The sequence below is a fragment of the Methanoculleus taiwanensis genome, from assembly GCF_004102725.1.
GTDB lineage: Archaea > Halobacteriota > Methanomicrobia > Methanomicrobiales > Methanoculleaceae > Methanoculleus_A > Methanoculleus_A taiwanensis.
This window is the reverse complement of the sequence record NZ_LHQS01000002.1, coordinates 1,134,133-1,151,221: the sequence shown is the minus strand read 5'-3', so window position 1 is coordinate 1,151,221 and position 17,089 is coordinate 1,134,133. Positions and strand designations below refer to the sequence as shown.

General features: G+C 58.8%; 21 protein-coding genes. 10 read left to right on the top strand and 11 right to left on the bottom strand.

The window, feature by feature from the left end; genetic code table 11:
* Positions 1–64: 64 nt before the first annotated feature.
* From ABH15_RS10305 to purH, 5 genes are all read right to left on the bottom strand, one after another.
* Positions 65–751 (bottom strand): DUF4013 domain-containing protein, encoded by a 687-nt coding sequence (locus ABH15_RS10305; RefSeq protein ID WP_128694242.1) that lies wholly within the window; start codon positions 749–751, stop codon positions 65–67.
* A 94-nt stretch (positions 752–845) separates the two neighbouring features.
* Entirely contained in the window at positions 846–1,505 is a 660-nt protein-coding gene (locus ABH15_RS10300; RefSeq protein WP_128694241.1) for a DUF4013 domain-containing protein, read from the bottom strand.
* 153 nt (positions 1,506–1,658) lie between these two features.
* Positions 1,659–2,366 carry a DUF4013 domain-containing protein gene (locus ABH15_RS10295; protein ID WP_241648073.1) on the bottom strand — a complete coding sequence of 236 codons (708 nt, stop codon included), beginning with the start codon at positions 2,364–2,366 and terminating at the stop codon, positions 1,659–1,661.
* Between the two features lie 188 nt (positions 2,367–2,554).
* Positions 2,555–3,202 (bottom strand): DUF4013 domain-containing protein, encoded by a 648-nt coding sequence (locus tag ABH15_RS10290; protein ID WP_128694240.1) that lies wholly within the window; start codon positions 3,200–3,202, stop codon positions 2,555–2,557.
* A gap of 211 nt (positions 3,203–3,413) precedes the next feature.
* On the bottom strand, positions 3,414–4,898 hold the full coding sequence (purH, locus tag ABH15_RS10285; RefSeq protein ID WP_128694239.1) for a bifunctional phosphoribosylaminoimidazolecarboxamide formyltransferase/IMP cyclohydrolase: 1,485 nt from the start codon (positions 4,896–4,898) through the stop codon (positions 3,414–3,416).
* Positions 4,899–5,216: 318 nt separating this feature from the next.
* On the opposite strand from purH, the gene ABH15_RS10280 reads away from it, so the two are divergent.
* From ABH15_RS10280 to ABH15_RS10260, 5 genes are all read left to right on the top strand, one after another.
* The gene (locus ABH15_RS10280) at positions 5,217–5,729 is read left to right on the top strand and encodes a nucleotide exchange factor GrpE (RefSeq protein WP_128694238.1); all 513 of its coding nucleotides are present in this window, start codon (positions 5,217–5,219) and stop codon (positions 5,727–5,729) included.
* A 4-nt stretch (positions 5,730–5,733) separates the two neighbouring features.
* Entirely contained in the window at positions 5,734–7,554 is a 1,821-nt protein-coding gene (gene dnaK / locus ABH15_RS10275; RefSeq protein ID WP_128694237.1) for a molecular chaperone DnaK, read from the top strand.
* A gap of 5 nt (positions 7,555–7,559) precedes the next feature.
* Positions 7,560–8,708, top strand: a complete 1,149-nt coding sequence (gene dnaJ / locus ABH15_RS10270; RefSeq protein ID WP_128694360.1) for a molecular chaperone DnaJ — start codon at positions 7,560–7,562, stop codon at positions 8,706–8,708.
* 131 nt (positions 8,709–8,839) lie between these two features.
* Positions 8,840–9,793 (top strand): methyltransferase domain-containing protein, encoded by a 954-nt coding sequence (locus tag ABH15_RS10265; RefSeq protein ID WP_128694236.1) that lies wholly within the window; start codon positions 8,840–8,842, stop codon positions 9,791–9,793.
* A gap of 81 nt (positions 9,794–9,874) precedes the next feature.
* A complete protein-coding gene (locus ABH15_RS10260; RefSeq protein ID WP_128694235.1) occupies positions 9,875–10,243 on the top strand; it encodes a hypothetical protein in 369 nt (122 codons plus the stop codon).
* On the opposite strand, the gene ABH15_RS10255 is transcribed toward ABH15_RS10260, so the two are convergent.
* On the bottom strand, positions 10,233–10,793 hold the full coding sequence (locus ABH15_RS10255) for a diacylglycerol/polyprenol kinase family protein (protein ID WP_128694234.1): 561 nt from the start codon (positions 10,791–10,793) through the stop codon (positions 10,233–10,235). The genes ABH15_RS10260 and ABH15_RS10255 overlap by 11 nt on opposite strands.
* 123 nt (positions 10,794–10,916) lie before the next feature.
* Here ABH15_RS10255 and ABH15_RS10250 point away from each other — a divergent pair, with 123 nt between their 5' ends.
* Complete coding sequence (locus ABH15_RS10250) at positions 10,917–11,684, top strand: TIGR04255 family protein (protein ID WP_128694233.1); 768 nt, start codon at positions 10,917–10,919, stop codon at positions 11,682–11,684.
* Between the two features lie 24 nt (positions 11,685–11,708).
* Here the strand turns inward: ABH15_RS10250 and ABH15_RS10245 are convergent, their stop codons facing one another.
* The 3 genes from ABH15_RS10245 to ABH15_RS10235 all read right to left on the bottom strand — a co-directional run bounded on the left by ABH15_RS10245 (position 11,709) and on the right by ABH15_RS10235 (position 13,638).
* Positions 11,709–11,939, bottom strand: coding sequence for a hypothetical protein (locus tag ABH15_RS10245; protein WP_128694232.1), 231 nt, complete (start codon positions 11,937–11,939; stop codon positions 11,709–11,711).
* Between the two features lie 10 nt (positions 11,940–11,949).
* On the bottom strand, positions 11,950–12,765 hold the full coding sequence (locus ABH15_RS10240) for a HAMP domain-containing protein (protein ID WP_128694231.1): 816 nt from the start codon (positions 12,763–12,765) through the stop codon (positions 11,950–11,952).
* A gap of 180 nt (positions 12,766–12,945) precedes the next feature.
* Positions 12,946–13,638: a TIGR04283 family arsenosugar biosynthesis glycosyltransferase gene (locus ABH15_RS10235; RefSeq protein WP_164913724.1), complete on the bottom strand. Its 693-nt coding sequence runs from the start codon at positions 13,636–13,638 to the stop codon at positions 12,946–12,948.
* Positions 13,639–13,740: 102 nt separating this feature from the next.
* Between ABH15_RS10235 and ABH15_RS10230 the strand changes: the two genes are divergently transcribed.
* Genes ABH15_RS10230 through ABH15_RS14085 form a run of 4 tightly spaced genes read left to right on the top strand, consistent with a single transcriptional unit; the run spans position 13,741 to position 16,445 of the window.
* Complete coding sequence (locus tag ABH15_RS10230; RefSeq protein WP_164913723.1) at positions 13,741–14,796, top strand: radical SAM/SPASM domain-containing protein; 1,056 nt, start codon at positions 13,741–13,743, stop codon at positions 14,794–14,796.
* 10 nt (positions 14,797–14,806) lie between these two features.
* The gene (locus ABH15_RS10225) at positions 14,807–15,625 is read left to right on the top strand and encodes a methyltransferase domain-containing protein (RefSeq protein ID WP_241648072.1); all 819 of its coding nucleotides are present in this window, start codon (positions 14,807–14,809) and stop codon (positions 15,623–15,625) included.
* Between the two features lie 17 nt (positions 15,626–15,642).
* Complete coding sequence (locus ABH15_RS10220; protein ID WP_164913722.1) at positions 15,643–16,320, top strand: TIGR04282 family arsenosugar biosynthesis glycosyltransferase; 678 nt, start codon at positions 15,643–15,645, stop codon at positions 16,318–16,320.
* On the top strand, positions 16,317–16,445 hold the full coding sequence (locus ABH15_RS14085; protein ID WP_277749829.1) for a hypothetical protein: 129 nt from the start codon (positions 16,317–16,319) through the stop codon (positions 16,443–16,445). The genes ABH15_RS10220 and ABH15_RS14085 overlap by 4 nt, the downstream gene beginning before the upstream one ends.
* A gap of 62 nt (positions 16,446–16,507) precedes the next feature.
* On the opposite strand, the gene ABH15_RS10215 is transcribed toward ABH15_RS14085, so the two are convergent.
* A complete protein-coding gene (locus ABH15_RS10215; protein ID WP_241648071.1) occupies positions 16,508–16,675 on the bottom strand; it encodes a DUF2795 domain-containing protein in 168 nt (55 codons plus the stop codon).
* Positions 16,676–16,872: 197 nt separating this feature from the next.
* The coding region (locus ABH15_RS13695; RefSeq protein ID WP_164913721.1) for a hypothetical protein at positions 16,873–17,089 on the bottom strand (217 nt) is incomplete at its 5' end.

The following is a 17,089-nucleotide window of genomic DNA, read 5'->3' as shown; positions in this document are numbered from 1 at the left end:
GGTTTCTGAGGAAATAAACAGTTCACGACGGTTTTTCCGGGTGCCCGGGCGGGAAAAAGTGTGATCATATGAGCTCTGCTCCGCCGCTGTCATAGATGAGGGTAACGTACCGGGCGATGAAGACGAGATAGGCAGGGTACAGGAAGAGAGCGATCAGCCACCCGATGATCGGGATAACGCCGATGATGCCGACGATCACGGAGTAGACGACCCCGACAAGCCAGAGGACGATGAGTGCAAGGATGTACTGCCCCCACCCGATCCGGTTGATCTGCTCGAAGATCGCGGTGAAGTTGAAGGCTTCCGCGATATTGTTCGTCCTCGCGTACCTGACGGCCGCGACGATGAGCACGATGTAAATGACGATCTGCAGGATCATGACGAGGATGATGCCGATTGCGAGGCCGGCAAGCGCGCTCAGTATCGCATTCGCGAGTGCGATCGGATCGCCTGCACGGAAGAGATCGGCAACGGTAGCGTATGCTCCTCCGAAGAAGAGTGCCATCACGATCCAGACCGGTATGAAGTAGATGATCCCGAGGACAAAGAGCTTCAGACCGTCGATGAACAGGCCCACCCAGTCGGTAAGTTCGGGTGCAGGCTTTACCCCCCGAAAGATCCTGAACATATACCCGAGGATAAACGGAAAGATGATCGTCCCGATCGCGAGAAGTATCCATTTACCCCATTTCCCAAAGAGCCCGTCTTTCGTATACCCGTACGCGCTCCCAAGCATCGCTGCGATATCCATAGTCGCCGTCTCCCGTATCGGAGAGGCTCTCCACTCCCCTATATAATACTTTGGGTAACGGGAAGAACAGAGTAAAAAATGAAGGGACTCGAGATCAAGCCGGTGCCGGAGCGCTCTCGTAGATCGTTACCATGTACCGTGCCTGGAAGATTATGAACGCCGGGTAGAGGAAGAGGGCAATCAGCCAGCCGATAACCGGAATAATCCCGAGGATGCTTACGATAACCGCAAAGACAATCCCGATCAGCCAGAGAACGATCAGTGCCGCGATGTAGCTTCCCCAGCCGATCTTCCCGATGTGGGCGAGAATTGCGCTGACATTGAAGGCCTCGCCGAGGCTATCCTTCCGGGCAAACCGGATCATGCCGATTGCAGCGATCAGCGAGATGACGATGCTGACGACGATCATAAGGACGATGCCAAGGAGCATACTCCCGAGGCCGGCGGCAGCTGCTGCATTGCTCCCAGTCGAGAAGAGGGCGATCGACCCGCCCATGAAGAGAAGGAATACCAGGATAACCGGGATGGAGTAGATAAGACCGATGATGAAGAGTTTGATCCCGTCGATGAAGAGGCTGCCCCAGTCTTCGAGTTCGGGAGCAGGCTCTTTGCCGCTGTAGATCCGTACGACGTACCCCATAATGAGCGGGAAGATAATCGTACTGACGACGAGGAGCACCCACCGCATCCATTCGCCCACTACTGCCCCTTTTGCATATGCAAAGGAGTCTTCAACCATATTTGTGAAATGCATAGGTAACCATCTCGGATATGAGATAAACAACTATTTATACCTGCTATAGGCTAACCGGACTTCCTTATACTTCCGCTGAAAGATCCGGTCTGCTTTTACGAGTTTTTTGATGAATCGCGTATCCCGCGCCGAAAAGAATGGTGTGTGAAGGGGTTATGCCGGTGCGGGCTCGCTCTCGTAGACGATAGCAAAGTAGCGTGCCATGAAGACGGAGAACGCCACGGCGAGGAAGAGCTCGATGATCCACCCGATGATCGGAATCATGCTGAGAATTCCGGCGATAAGGCCATAGATGAATGAGAGGACGAAGAGGATAATGACTGCAATGATCCAGGATCCCCAGCCAATCTTCCCGATGTGCTCGAGGATGGCGCTGAAATTGAAGGCCTGGACGAAGCTCTCCGTGTGGGCGAACCGCAGCATACCGAAGGTTGCGATGAACGAGATGATAACCGCAACAATGATTGCAACCAGGATACCGCCGAGGAGACTCGCTACTGCAGCTGCTGCTGCCGAGGGGTCACCGCCTGCTGTCTCCGATGCGATGGCGCTGAGTGCGGCGAAACCGCCGAAGATGAAGAGAACGATGAGCACCGGGATCATGTAGATGAGGCCGATGATATTCAGCTTCCACCCGTCGACGAAGAGTTTCCCCCACTGGTCGACTTCCGGAGCAGGTTTTGCTCCGCCGTATACCCTGACCATGTATCCGGTGTAGAGCGGGACGAGGAAGAGTGTGAAGATCTGAATGAGCGAGAGGACGATCAGGATTATCCAGCGTCCCCATTTACCGACGAGACCTTCTTTTGCATAATCGATCGACTGACCGATGACGTTACCGTAATCCATAAAGGTAATCACCTGTGTGATAGTGGGAAAATTGCACTATATATACGTTTTTAAAGGATTCGCGCCGTCAGAGATCTTCTATGGGCAAAAAGACACACGAAATCGGGAATATTCTGGTTTCAAAAGATCCCCGGACGGATATTGGGGAGAACGCAACACACGCCGACTTACCTGTACCGGAGAAAAAGAGTGGTGCCGATCTATGCCGGTGCCGGAGCGCTCTCGTAGATCAGCGTCATGTAGCGTGCTGCGAAGACGATCCAGGGCGGGTAGAGGAAGAGCATGATCAGCCAGCCGATGAGCGGAATCGCGCTGAGCACCGTGACGATAATGCCGAAGACGGCACCGACGACCCAGAGGATGATCAGGGCGATGATGTAACTTCCCCAGCCGATCCTGCCGATGTGCCCGAGGATGGCTCCGAAGGCAAACGCCTGACCCATACTGCCCTTTTGTGCGAACCGGATGACACCGATCGCCGAGATCAGCGAGATGATGATCGCGACGACGATCATGACCAGCAGGCCGAGACCGGCCGACCCGATGGCGGCGGCCGGGTTGCCGTTCGCCAGCATCATCGCCGGTATGAGGGCGATAACCGCGATGACGAAGATCGGGATGGCATAGATGATGCCGATGACGAAGAGCTTCAGACCGTTGATGAAGAGCTCTCCCCAGTTTTCCAGTTCAGGAGCCGGTTTTGCGCCGCTGTAAATGCGGACGGTATATCCCATAATGAGCGGGAAGACGATCGTACTGATGACAAGCAGAACCCACCGGCTCCACTTGCCCCAGACGGCGTCCTTTGCATAGCCGAACGAATCGCTCAGCATCTCTCCGTAGTCCATAGGTTAAACACCTGATCGATAATGGGAGAATAGCGATATAAATGCGTTTTGAAATGTATTCCTGGGATCAGGAATTTCCCTGTGGACATAAAGGGATTTTACGGCCTATAAGGGGCAGAATAGCCTTCCGCGGCGGCGGCCCGCCTGAACATGAGATCCGGTTTCCCGAGGATAGCGCCGGAAAGGCACGGCGATAGAGGAAAAAAGGATGTTAGTGGCGGAAGTAGCGCACGCCGGTGAAGATCATCGCGATGTTGAGCCGGTTCGCCGCATCGATGACCTCCTGATCCCGGATGGAGCCGCCCGGCTGGACGAGCGCCGTCGCCCCCGCCGCTGCCGCGACTTCCAGAGTATCGGGGAACGGCAGGAAGGCATCCGAGGCGACTGCCGAGCCGGCAAGAGAACTCCGGGCCTTCCTGACCGCGATCTCTGCGGATTCGACCCGGTTCATCTGTCCGGCGCCGATGCCGATGACCGCTTTCTCGTCTGCAAATATGATGGCGTTGCTCTTCGTGTGCTGGCAGACCTTCCAGGCAAGGCGCATCGCCCGCATCTCGTGGGCATCGGGTTCCCGCTCGCTTACGACCCGCCAGTCTTCGCGGCAGGTTTCCGTCCGCTGGAGCAGGGCGCCGCCGTCGATGCTCCTGATCTCGTCCTGCATCACCGGCGAAGGCAGCCGGAGCACCCGCATATTCTCCTTGGCCTTCATGATCTCGAGCGCCTCCGGAGTGTAGGACGGGGCGACCACTACTTCCACAAATGTCCCGGTAAACTCCCGGGCGAGATCCTCCGTTACCTCCCGGTTCAGGGCGACGATCGAGCCGTAGGCCGAGACCGGGTCGACATCCCGGGCAGCGATGTACGTCTCGAGAGGCCGATCGCCCGTAGCCACGCCGCAGGGGTTGTTATGCTTGACGATGACCACGGCGCAGTCGTCGAACTCCCGCAGCAGGCCGACCGCGGCATGAACGTCGAGGTAGTTGTTGTAGGACATCTGCTTGCCCTGGAGCGGCTGCTCTGCGGCGATGCCGAGATCGCCGTAGACGGCAGCCGTCTGGTGGGGGTTCTCGCCGTAGCGCAGCGCCCTCCCGTTCCGGAACTGGACGGTGAGGACCTCGGGGAACGGCCGGTCGATAGAGGTTAAGTAATTCGTGATGGCACCGTCATACGCTGCCGTCCGGGCAAACGCCGTGGCGGCGAGCTGCTGCTGTTCTTCAGCAGTGAACCCTCCTCTCCGGACGGCCTCGATCGCCATGCCGTAGTCGGACGGGTCGACGATGACCGCTACATCCTTATGGTTCTTCGCCGCCGCCCGGATCATCGCCGGGCCGCCGATATCGATGTACTCGACCATCTCGTTGAGGCTGAGATTCTGCCTGCTCATCTCCTCGAAGGGGTAGAGGTTGACCACCACGAGATCGATCGGCTCGATGCCGTGTTCTTCCATCACCGCATCGTCGACCCCTCGCCGCCCGAGGATCCCGCCGTGCACCTTCGGATGGAGCGTCTTGACCCGTCCGTGCATCATCTCCGGCGACCCGGTATACGACGAGACGTCGGTATAGGGGATCCCTGCTTCCCGCAGGGCGGATCCCGTTCCACCCGAGCTTAAGATCCCGTAGTCTGCGTCAACCAGAGCCTTTGCGAGGTCGAGAATGCCTGTTTTGTCCCAAACAGACAGTAATGCCCACTTCATGAGGACATATGAGCTTGATACACTCTTATACTTGGCGAGGAGACCCGGACACCCGGTTTCGCCCGGCTATGGCATCGTGCCTGCAGGCTTCTTTCGGTGAACGAGAGGCAGGAATATGACGGACCGCCGGCCGGTGCTCCCGGCGCCGAAAGGCGGTTATCATCTCTCGAATAGTTCCAATTTAACGATGATATCCGAAAATACCTCGTTAGCGAAGTATTTCTTCCGCATCCTAGGAAAGTTATATATAGAACCATATTACAATAATTATCTATACCAATTATTTCGCGAGATACAGCATCCCATGGAGGTAATCGTATGACTGAAGAACAACCACGACAGACTGAAGCGGAAAATGCCACCCTCACGAGAGAGCCGGAGGCATGCTCTTCGGAGGTCGAGGAGCTGCAGAAGGCATACGATGACCTCAACGATCGTTTCCTGCGGCTTGCAGCAGATTTTGACAACTACCAGAGAAGGATGGCACGGGAACTTGAAACCCGGACGACGTTCGCTATCGAATCATTTGCAGTAGAGTTACTCGACGTACTCGACAACTTCGAGCGGGCCACAGCTGCGGACGATGCCAGTCTCCGCGAGGGGCTCGAGCAGATCAAGAAACTCTTCACGGCGATTCTGCAGCGGCATGAGATCACACCGATCGAATGCTGCAACCGGCCGTTCGATCCCCGGGCGCACGAAGCAGTTGCATACGTCCCGGCGGATGCGACAGAGGGAACCGTGATCGATGAGGTTATTCGCGGGTATTGTATGAAAGACAAGGTCATCAGATGTTCAAAAGTCGTAGTATCACGAGGTAAGGAGGAGTAAATACATGGTTTCTGAGAAAGTTCTGGGTATCGATCTGGGAACGACGAATTCGTGCATGGCTATCATGGAAGGCGGACGGGCAACCGTCATTACGAACGCCGAAGGCGGCAGAACAACGCCGTCGGTCGTCGCCTTCACCAAAGACGGCGAGCGCCTCGTTGGCAGCGTCGCGAAGCGCCAGGCTATTACGAACCCCGACCGGACGATCAGCTCGATCAAGCGGAAGATGGGCACGAGCGACAAGGTCGCCGTCGGCGACAAGGCCTACACTCCGCAGGAGATCTCCGCGATGGTGCTCCAGAAGCTGAAGCTCGATGCGGAGGCATACCTCGGGGAGAAGATCGCGAAGGCCGTCATCACCGTTCCCGCCTACTTCAACGACGCTCAGCGCCAGGCAACCAAGGATGCAGGGACGGTCGCCGGTCTTGAGGTGCTGCGGATCATCAACGAGCCCACGGCAAGCGCTCTTGCATACGGTATCGACAAAGAGGGCGACTCGACCGTGCTCGTCTACGACCTCGGCGGCGGTACGTTTGACGTCTCGATCCTCGCACTCGGAGACGGGGTCTTTGAGGTCAAGTCGACCGCCGGCAACAACCACCTCGGCGGCGACGACTTCGATAAGAGAGTCACCGACTACCTGGTCGAGGAGTTCAAGAGAAAGGAAGGGATCGACCTTCGCAACGACAAGGTTGCCATGCAGCGCCTCCGGGACGCTGCCGAGAATGCCAAGATCGAGCTCTCGACCGTTCAGAAGACCACGATCAACCTGCCTTACATCACGACGAGCGAGAGCGGGCCGAAGTTCCTCGATATCGACCTCTCACGGGCGAAGTTCGAGCAGCTCATCGGCGACCTCGTCGAGTCGACCGTCGGCCCGGTGAAGCAGGCGCTCGCTGATGCCAGGGTCAAGCCGGACGAGATAGACCACGTCCTCCTCGTCGGCGGCTCGACCCGTGTGCCGCTCGTGCAGGAGACCGTCAAGAAGATCCTCGGCAAGGAGCCCGACAAGGGCATCAACCCCGACGAGTGCGTCGCCGTCGGTGCGGCGATCCAGGCAGGCGTCCTCACCGGCGAGACGAAGGATGTGCTCCTCCTCGACGTGACGCCGCTCTCGCTCGGCATCGAGACGCTCGGCGGCATCGCAACAAAGCTCATCGACCGGAACACCACCATCCCGACCCGGAAGAGCCAGATCTTCTCGACCGCTGCGGACGGACAGACAAGCGTCGAGATCCATGTCTCTCAGGGCGAGCGTGCCCTTGCAAAGGACAACTTCTCTCTTGGCAGGTTCCAGCTGACCGGTATTCCGCCTGCCCCGCGCGGCATCCCGCAGATCGAGGTGACCTTCGATATCGACGCGAACGGCATCGTGCACGTCTCGGCGAAGGATCTCGGCACCGGCAACCAGCAGTCGATCACCATCAAGCCGCAGGACTCGAGGCCGAGCGAGGCGGATATCCAGCGGATGATGAACGACGCAAAGAGCTACGAGGAAGAGGATCGGAAGAAGCGCGAGGAGATCGAGCTGCGGAACACCGCCGACTCCGCCGTCTTCACCGCCGAGCGGACGCTGAAAGAGGCTGGCGACCAGATCGACGCTGCCGACAAGCAGAAGATCGAGGATGCGGCCGAAAAACTCAAGAAAGCGCTCGACGGCGACGACCTCGACGCCATCAGGAAGGAGATGGACGAACTCACAGAAGCGGTATATGCGGTGACGACCAAGATGTACCAGCAGGCTCAGGCACAGGCACAATCTCAGGGGCAGGCAGGCCAGAAGGATGAGAATGTGGTTGATGCGGAGTACGAAGTAAAAGAGTGAGTCCAATGGGTCCGGAGAGCTACTATGATATCCTCGGCGTTGCCAGGGATGCAAACGAGAAGGAGATCAAAAAGGCGTACCGAGACCTCGCTCGCAAATACCACCCCGACGTCTGCAAAGAGTCGGGAGCGGAAGAGAAGTTCAAGAAGATCAACGAGGCCTACAGCGTCCTGTCGGACTCGCAGAAACGCGCCCAGTACGACCATATGGGGCACGATGCATTCAGTCATGCATCAAAAGGGTCGTACTCCGGGGGCGGCGGATACGGCGGTGGGTTCAATGCCGACTTCTCGGGCTTCGGGGATATCTTCGATACCTTTTTCGGCGGCGGAGGCGGCGGGGGGCGCAGTGCCGGCCCGCGGCCAGGTGCCGATCTCCTCATGAAGATGCGGATAACCCTTGAGGATGCGGCTCTCGGAACCGAGAAAGAGGTCGGCCTCACCCACTCGGAACCCTGCCCCGACTGTGACGGAACGGGCAGCCAGACGAAGAAACTCAATACCTGTACGACCTGTGGCGGGACCGGGCAGATGCGGCAGATGAGCCAGTCCATCTTCGGCCAGTTCGTCAGGATGAGCACCTGCACCGCCTGCGGCGGGCGCGGCAGGATACCGGAAGAACGGTGCAGGGCATGCGGCGGAAGCGGCCGCCAGCAGGTGCACCGAAAAGTCACGGTAAACGTTCCGCCGGGTGTCGACACCGGCATGCGCCTCCGGATGGAGGGCTTTGGCGAAGCAGGAGATTACGGAGCGCCGAACGGCGATCTCTATATCGAGCTCGAGGTCGCGCCGCATAAGCGGTTCGTCCGCCGCGGATACGATCTCGAGACACCTGTCACGATATCGGCCGCTCAGGCGGCGCTCGGTTCGAAGGTCGAGATCGGAACAATCGACGGGCGGAACATCGACCTCTCCATACCCCCCGGCGTGCAGCACGGCACCGGGCTGAAGATCCCGGGCGAAGGCATACGCCGCCACGGCCGTCCCGGCGACCTGATTGCCCGCGTCGGTATCGTCATCCCGGGTTCGCTCTCGGCGGAGCAGCGCGAACTCTACGAGAAACTGCTTGAGATTGAGGGGAAACGACCCCAAAAATCTCATAAGAAGGGATTCTTCCAGGACGTCGTCGACAAAGTGAAAGAGACCGTCAAGTGAGAGTCCGCTCCTCATCGGGTCTTCTGCAATACCGATGCTCTTCTTGCTGATCGCCGGATCGCTTCGATACGCGTTGCTATCCATCGATCACATATCTGTTTAATAGCGCCGCAAATCCAATAGATAAGGAGATGAAACTCCTCTTCGAACTCTCCGGCGAACACCCGGATCTCCCGGTTGCGGAGCTTGCATGCGTCGGCACCCTGCTCGACCGGCGGACGCAGGTGGCGGTGGCCGAGTGCCCCGACCCGGGAAAAACGTCCCGGCTCGCACTCACGCACGTCGTTTCCGAGTATCTCGGCGAGTGCGAGGCGACGAAAGAGGCGCTCGCCGACCTCCTGCGGGATCTCTCCCTGAGAACCGACCGGCCGTTCGCCGGCAGGGTGAAGAAGGTGCATGGAGCCGGGATGGATACCCCGCAGCTCGAGCTCGAACGGATGATTGGCGGCATGATCACAGGGCCGGTCTCGCTCCGACATCCCGAAGAGGAGTATCGTGCCCTCGTCTCCGACGACCGCTGTTACTTCGGCCGGGTGATACACCGGATCGACCGGGGAGCATTCGAGTACCGCAATCCCATGCGGCGGCCGTTTTTCCATCCGGGCGTGATGATGCCCCGGACGGCACGGGCTATCGTCAACCTCTCTCTCGTCCGGGAAGGCGAGCTCCTCTGCGACCCCTTCTGCGGCACCGGAGGCATTCTCCTCGAAGCGGAGTCTATCGGTGTTCTGCCAGTCGGCAGCGACTTCGATCCGATGATGGTCGAGGGGTGCCGCAGAAACCTTCCCCGTGCACCCGTGATCCTTGCCGATGCGACGAGGTTGCCCTTCGCCGATAGTTCGATAGACGCCGTGGTGACCGACCTCCCCTACGGTCAGTCGGTGCGGATACAGGCCGATAGCATGGACAGCCTCTACGCCGGGGCGTTTGCTGAGATCCGGCGTATCCTCCGGCCTGGCCGGCGGGCGGTCGTCGTCACCCACCGGGACGTGACACCGATCGCAGCCCGGGAGTTCGATGTCCTCGAGACCCACCTCCAGCGGGTCCACAAGAGTCTGACGCGGCGTATCATGGTACTCGGGTAACACGAGAGATGCCGGAACTATTCCGGATGGAATCTTCCGGTCGATGCCCACCTTTAAGAGATCATATTGGCACTTTTATATGTGCAGATCAATTTTAAGCGGTACGGGCTGTACCTTGTCCGGTGGCAGCTCTCGACACCAATCCTTGCCCTCGTCCTCTACTACCTTGCTCCTATCGGAGCGCTGTGGGCGACTGTCGTTGCAAACCTGATCGGCGGGCTCATATTCTTCTGGGTCGATCGGTTCATCTTCACATCCCAGGTGCTCGCCGCCCAGTGGGAGGTAAGGGAAGAGATCCGGTGCGTCGACTGCGGCAGAGTGGCGCGTGGATACCGGCTTGTGCATGCTGAGAATTACGACCGGAGCGGAGATGACGAGCCTGAGTTCCGTTGCGAGGAGTGTTCGAAGAAGAAGTCGGAAGAACTCCGGAAAAGAGGCATCAAACTGTAAAGCAGCAGAGCGCGAGGACGATGCATGTCGCCAGCGGGATGATCAGGTTGTCGTCGATCGGTGAGAAGGCCTCGACGACCCCTGCCACAACGGCGACGAAGAGCGCCGTCCACGGCGGGATGAAGAAAGCTAAGATAGCAAAGGTCAGAATAATCCCGGAAAGCGTCCCTTCGACCGATTTTTTCCGGTAGAGCGTGTGCTTCCCGACCCTGATGCCGACGAGCGTCGAGACGCTGTCGAGAACCCCGAGGGTGACGAGACCGATAGCGGTATAGAACGGACCAAAGGCGGTGTAACAGAGGAGTGCACTGATCGCGTAGGCGATGCCGCCCTTCATCGGCACTTTTCCCCGTCGTTCAGCCTCGTCCACAAGGACGACGAGCGCCGGGATCCTGTAGCCGCGGGTTAAGATGTCCTGGACGGCAAATCCGATGAACAGAACGACGCCGAGGAAGATCAGGGCGGTTCTCGGCTGTACGGTGATGAGGATTGCAGCCCCGAGTACACCCATCAGGAAATGAACCGTCTGCCGGAAGACCTCGTCGTTCATCGCATGGTTCTCACGATCATACCGTTTAAATGCTCCCACAGCTGCTGCCCGGCATTCTCCCCACACACTCACGTTACTTTCTTAAGGTCATCCCCTATCTTACTCCGGAAAGGGGGATCTATTATGAGACGAAATGTGTATGCCAACCCGCCCATCTCCGAGGCGGTATGCGAATTCCGGTTTCCGCTGGATATGCCCTGGGATATGACATTCCCGGGAATTTTATTCGAAAACATGAAGGGTACGTATCCGAAGCGGGATCAGCGATGGGTTCGCGAGGTGGTCGTCATGCTCGGTCCCGAAGGGCTTCGGGAAGAACTCCTGGTCACCGAACGCTCCATGCTCTCGACCGAGGACGGCACCTGTGCCCTCCAGGTCGGACCCCGGCTCTTCTCCGTGAACTGCCAGAAGCCCCACGCGGACTGGGACGAACTCCGCCCGCGGATCGAGAATGCCTACTCCCGCTTCCGGGACGTCATCGGTGTCCCGGGGATCAGGACGCTGAATCTCCGGTACATCAACACCATCGAGATTCCAGAGGAGGAGATCGCTCTTGGCGACTACTTCTCATTCTACCCGACCTTCCCCGAGACGCTGAAGGGGCTCCCCGTCGGGTTCATCTCCGGTGCGGAGTTCTCGTTCGAGGAGGGACGGGACAACTGCCGGGTGGAGCTCACCGATGCAGTCGCCGAGGCGCCCGGGACGAATGCGTTTCTCTTAAACATAGACTACTACCTGACGGAAGAAGGAGAGATTGCGCCTGATGATGTGATGATGTGGATAGGCCAGGCGCACGAACGGGTGGAGACGATCTTTGAGGCCTGCATCACCGACAGGCTGCGCAGCCTCTTCGGGCGGCGGCGGGAAGAAGAGGCGGTCGCCGCACGATGATGGAAGAGGGAGAGGATCTCCCTCTCATCCCATCCGGGTGATCCTCGTTGCCAGTTCTTCCGCTTTCTTCTTATCGATGATCAGTGACGCCGATGTCCTGACCCATGTGGCCAGGTCGGGGATATGCGATTTCTGCAGATCGGTGAATGCAAGGCCGTTTAAGTGAGACTTTGTCTGCCGTTCAAGAAATCGCTCGGCTGCCGGGCCGAGGTACTGAAGAGATACTTTCAGTACCTCGTCTGAGAGCTGGCTCATCCATACCCTCCTATTTTGTCCCGTCCTCAGGATCCATCATCATGATCTTGAGGCTCGCTACCATCCGGCCGAAGGACTCCGCAAGCTCGCCGATCTCGTCTTTCCGCTCGACGTCGACGGAGACGTCGGTGTTGCCCATGCTGATCGCATTTGCCGTTTCGTTCAGTTTCTTGATATCGCGGATGATCGTCCTCGAGAAGAGGGCGATGAACCCACCGGCAACGAGGATGGCTATGCCGATGACCACAAAGATGGTGTTTCCGATGAAGTCCTGGCGGTCGATCACCCGGGAGCTGTCCATGTCGACGCCCACGAGCCCGACGACGGCGCCGGCCGAGTCCTTAATGGGAGCGTACCCGGAAAGAACGGTGCCCCACTGATCGGTGGTGAACTCGCTGTCTGCAGAGGGGGCGGTAAATCCGGCGAGCAGGTCGGAGCCCGCTTCATCGTAGAGATCGCCGATCGCAGCCCCGTCATCGATACCGTAGTCGGCATCCACGACGAACTCGACGGTATCCCCAACCGAACGCATCGTATAGAGATAGAGAATCTCGGGGTTTGAAGACCGGATGGTGTCGAGCTGGTCACGAATGGCTATAAACTCCGCCATCTCCTCGTCGCCGGGCTGGAACGCCGCCATCGCGTCGCCGTCAATCTGGGTTGCGATGATCACTGCGAGCGCTTTCAGCTCGTCCTGCGTCGTCTCCTTGAGCGCCGATTTCGTCTCTCCGTACGTGAACACAAACGTAAGTCCCGATATGACAAGGATCAGGACGATGAAGCTGACCGTCAGCTTGGTCTGAATACTCTGCTGCCACGGTGTCAAAACATACACTCCTTTCAGGATACTTTATTTTTAAGAAGAGAATTTAAGCATTAGGAAATGTTTTTGCAGTTCTGAATGCACTTAGGAAAATTTACCTCAATAAATCCCGGTTTAATGGAAAAATACAGTACTCCTGGAATTATACAGTACCATTGGAAACCCGATTGCAACAAGGACTCTTTACTTTTCAACGATATACCGGACGAGGCTTTCAGGCCTGATTCCGACGGCGTTCAGGAGCAGCACCAGAAGATAGAGAGCGCTGAGCCGGTACTTCCCGACCGCGGCATACCGCCGGGGTGAGGCGCGTATCGTCCGGTCAATCCGGACGAGTCGCCCATACCGCCGTGCCGCCCGGGAGAATGCGAAGTCCTCAAGATAGAGGAGCGGTTCATATCCGCCGATCCGGAAGAAGGCTTCCCTTTCGATGAAGATCCCGAAGTCACCGAAAAATATCCCTCTCCTCCGGGCGAGGATGTTTCCGGCGAAGCTTGTCAGACGGAGAAAGGGGTCGGTTGAGTCGAAGGAGTGTGAGAACCCCCCGCCGATCACGGCAGCCTCCGCACAAGCCTGCTCGATAACCTGCAGTGAGTCGTGTGGAATCCGGCAGTCCGCGTGCAGGAAGAGGAGGATCGAACCTGCGGCCTGCTCTGCTCCGGCGTTCATCTGGACACCTCTCCCCTTCGGCGAGGAGAGCAGCGAAAACCGGTGGCGAAGTGTCGATGCGGCAGCCGTAGCATCCCGGAGCGTCCCATCGGAGCTCCCACCGTCGACAACGATCACCTCAAAATCCCCGGCAAGACCGTCGATGTGGGAGAGATACCCCGGAAGGGTTCCCTCTTCGTTCAGTACCGGCGTGATTATCGATATCATATCCTCCCGCACGACCTGAATCACCGTCACCAACATATATGATAATGGTCATGGTTGAGTGTGTTCCAGAGGCCAGAGGGCATGAATGAGGTACGGCAGAGGGTGAGGGACGAAGATGAGGCTGTATCCTGCGGGTGTCTGCACCTCGATGCCGAAGAGGTGGTGCGCTATTTTAAAGAAGAGATGGTCTATTCCGTCCAGATAGAATCGAATCACTCATGCCCTCAGGGCTGCCGCTACTGCTATGCATCGGCGGACGGTGCACCCGTGCATGAGCTTCCCGCGGAGGATATCTCCGCCGTGCTCTACGCTGCGGCAACGATGGATGTAAAAGCAATCGACTGGCTCGGCGGAGACCCGCTGTGCCGGCCGGACTGGTATGAACTGATGGTTCACGCCGCGGATCTCGGTTTTGTCAATAACATCTGGACGAGCGGGATGCCGCTTGCGGACCCTGCCGTTGCACGCCGGGCAATCGAGATGACGGAAGGCGGGTTCATCTCCGTGCATCTCGACAGCCTGAATCCCGGGGTATACGGTCAGCTGCATACCGGGAACGCGGAAGAGAAGATCCGGGCGATATCCCGCGGTGTCGAGACCGTTCTCGCTCTCGGAAAACCCGCGAGCGAACTTGTCAACTGCATCACCTTCACCCACCCTCTGGCCGGCGACGACGTGAAAGCGACGATGCGACACTTCTGTGAAGACCTCGGAATGAAGATATGCCTGACACAGATCTGCGCTGTCGGTCTTGCAGAGGTTCACCCGGAGTGGATACCCGCCCTCGAAGAGATCCGCGACGCCTGCAGGGAGCGGGATAGGATCTGTTACCCGGGCTCGTCGTGGTCTCTCGGGACGATGGACGTGAACAAATTCTACTGCGGCGGAATGGTCTGTGTGACGGTGGACGGCGATGTCACACCCTGTTCGGTCATCAGAAAGGGGTATGGCAATATCAGGGAGCGGTCGCTACGGAAGATCGTGGACGAGCACCGGGACGAGTTGCTCTTCTCCCGGATGAGGCAGCCGGGTGCGAATCCTTCCCCCTGCACCTGGTGCGAGCAGAGTGCCGTCTGCTGGGGGTGCCGGGCACTGGCGTACTACGAGACGGGAGATATCTGCGGCGCCGACCCGAAATGCTGGCGTGCAGCGTTGTGAGGCGAAAAGTATGGGTGATGTCGTAGGCAAAAAGCAAATGGCGATGCTGGACATCAACGTCGGTGACGTGATGACCGTCTATGAAGGGCCGGTCGGTCAGCTCTGGGAGATGCTGATGGGAGAAGAGATCCATGTCGGCGGCGAGGAGGAGACCCGGATTCTTGCAGAGATGGCGGGAGTCGGTGAACAGAGCCGGGTTCTCGACGTCCTTGCGGGCCAGGGAGGGCCTGCCAGGCACCTTGCGCGACGATATGGTGCGACGGTGATGGGCCTTGACATCACGCCCCGGATGGTCGCCAAAGCAGTTGAGCGGACGAGGATCGCAGGGCTCGGCGATCGCGTCACCTTCAGGCTCGGAAACGCGCTTGATATGCCTTTTCGGGCAGGCACCTTCGATATCGTCTGGGGGCAGGACTCCTGGTGCTATGTAACCGATAAAGAACGTCTGCTGAAGGAATGCAGGCGGGTGGCAAAACCGGGGGGCACCATCGCCTTCACCGACTGGATACAGACCGGGACGATGAGCGCCGAGGAGTGGCAGACCCTCAATACCTTCATGGTATTCCCGTACATGGAGACACTCGAAGGATATACCGAACTCTTGCAACGGAACGGATTTACCGTGACGGAGCGGGAAGATCTCAGTGAAGACTTTTCGAAGCAGATGCGCCGCTACCATGCGAGTCTCACCGGCGAGCTCGAGGGCGAGATCGTCGACCTCTTTGGCAAAGAGGTCTACCGGGATGCGGAGCGTGGACTTGCGCTCTGGAGGAAAGCCGCCGATGAAGGGAAGGTAGGCCGCGGGCGTTTTATCGGGCGGAAAACCTGATGCAGGCAGCCGCGATAATGGCCAAAGCGCCATACCCTGGCTATGTCAAGACCCGCCTCGCACCCCTGCTCTCTCCGGACGAGGCGGCGGAGCTCTATGAAAGTTTTCTGCTCGATTCGATCGAACAACTCGGCCGGGCGAGCGGCATCGCCCCGTTCGTCGCCTACACCCCGCGGGACGCGGAGCCCTACTTCTCCGTGATCGTGCCGCAGGGGTATGCGCTGATCGCCCAGCCCGCCGGGGACCTCGGCACCCGCCTCGCCCACGTAGCGGAGGCACTCTTCGGGCTCGGTGCGACCGCGGTGGTGCTGCTCGGCAGCGATTCGCCGACACTCCCGGTAGAGTTCGTTCACCGTGCGTTCAGGAGGCTTGTCGACGCTGATCTGGTTCTTGGCCCGTCGACCGACGGAGGCTACTATCTCATAGGAATGCGAAGATCGATCCCCGGTCTCTTTGCCGATATCCCGTGGAGTACCGGGCGTGTTGCCGCGTGCACCTGCGCCCGTGCCGGGGGACTCGGGGCGACGGTATCCCTTCTTGAACCGTGGTACGATATCGATACGCCGGAAGATCTGTACCGCCTCTCCCGCACGCTCGCCGGGTCGCCAGGGGATATACCCCCTGCCCGGCATACCCGTTCCGCGCTTCTCCGGTTCGGACTGCTGCCGCCGCCGGTTGCCGCTCACGCCCGGTGAACCCGGTCAAGCTCATTGAAGAGCTCGGCACGGTCGTTATACTGCCGATCGACGCTGCAGAGGGGCAGGCTGCCTGCCGGTATTATGAGGATTCGTTCTCGATAACGATGCAGAAGAGAAGATGATCGGCACAGATGGGCGGGAAGAGGCGCAGCTGCTGCATTCACCGCTCACCCGCTCTGTGCGCTTACTTGACCTGGCCGATTCCTGAACTGACATCCGCGGCAGAGTTGTTCTTCTTTGCGTGGTCTATAATCTCCTGCTTGCTTGCAGGATAGTCCATCCCGGAAAGGAACTTCTGGACATATGCCGGACTGACACTCTCTCGCTGCTGAGCCACAACTGTCACCTCCATGACGCCGGCTCCCATTCCCACTACAATATATTAATCTTGCAATAGTTTGGGGCATGGAGATCCGGCATCACCGGGACCTCTGGAGTGCTCCGGGGAATGGCGAAACAATCTCCCGGGTGAGACACACCTGGTACCATGAGAACCGGCAGTGTATGCCGGTGTCCGGAAATGGGTGTCCATGCAGTATCCGGTGCCGGCTATGCAGTTCTCTTCCCGCCTGCCGATGCTTCCCCACCCTTCTTCGCAACACGCTTGCGGGTCTCCTCGTCTGCGGCCTGCAGGCCCCGGGTCTCGTGCGGTGCCACGCCGCCGGCACGGGCGACACGCTTGCGGGTCTCCTCGTCGGCAGCCTGCAGGCCCCGGGTCTCGTGCGGTGCCTCGCCACCGGCACGGGCGACACGCTCGCGGGTTTCC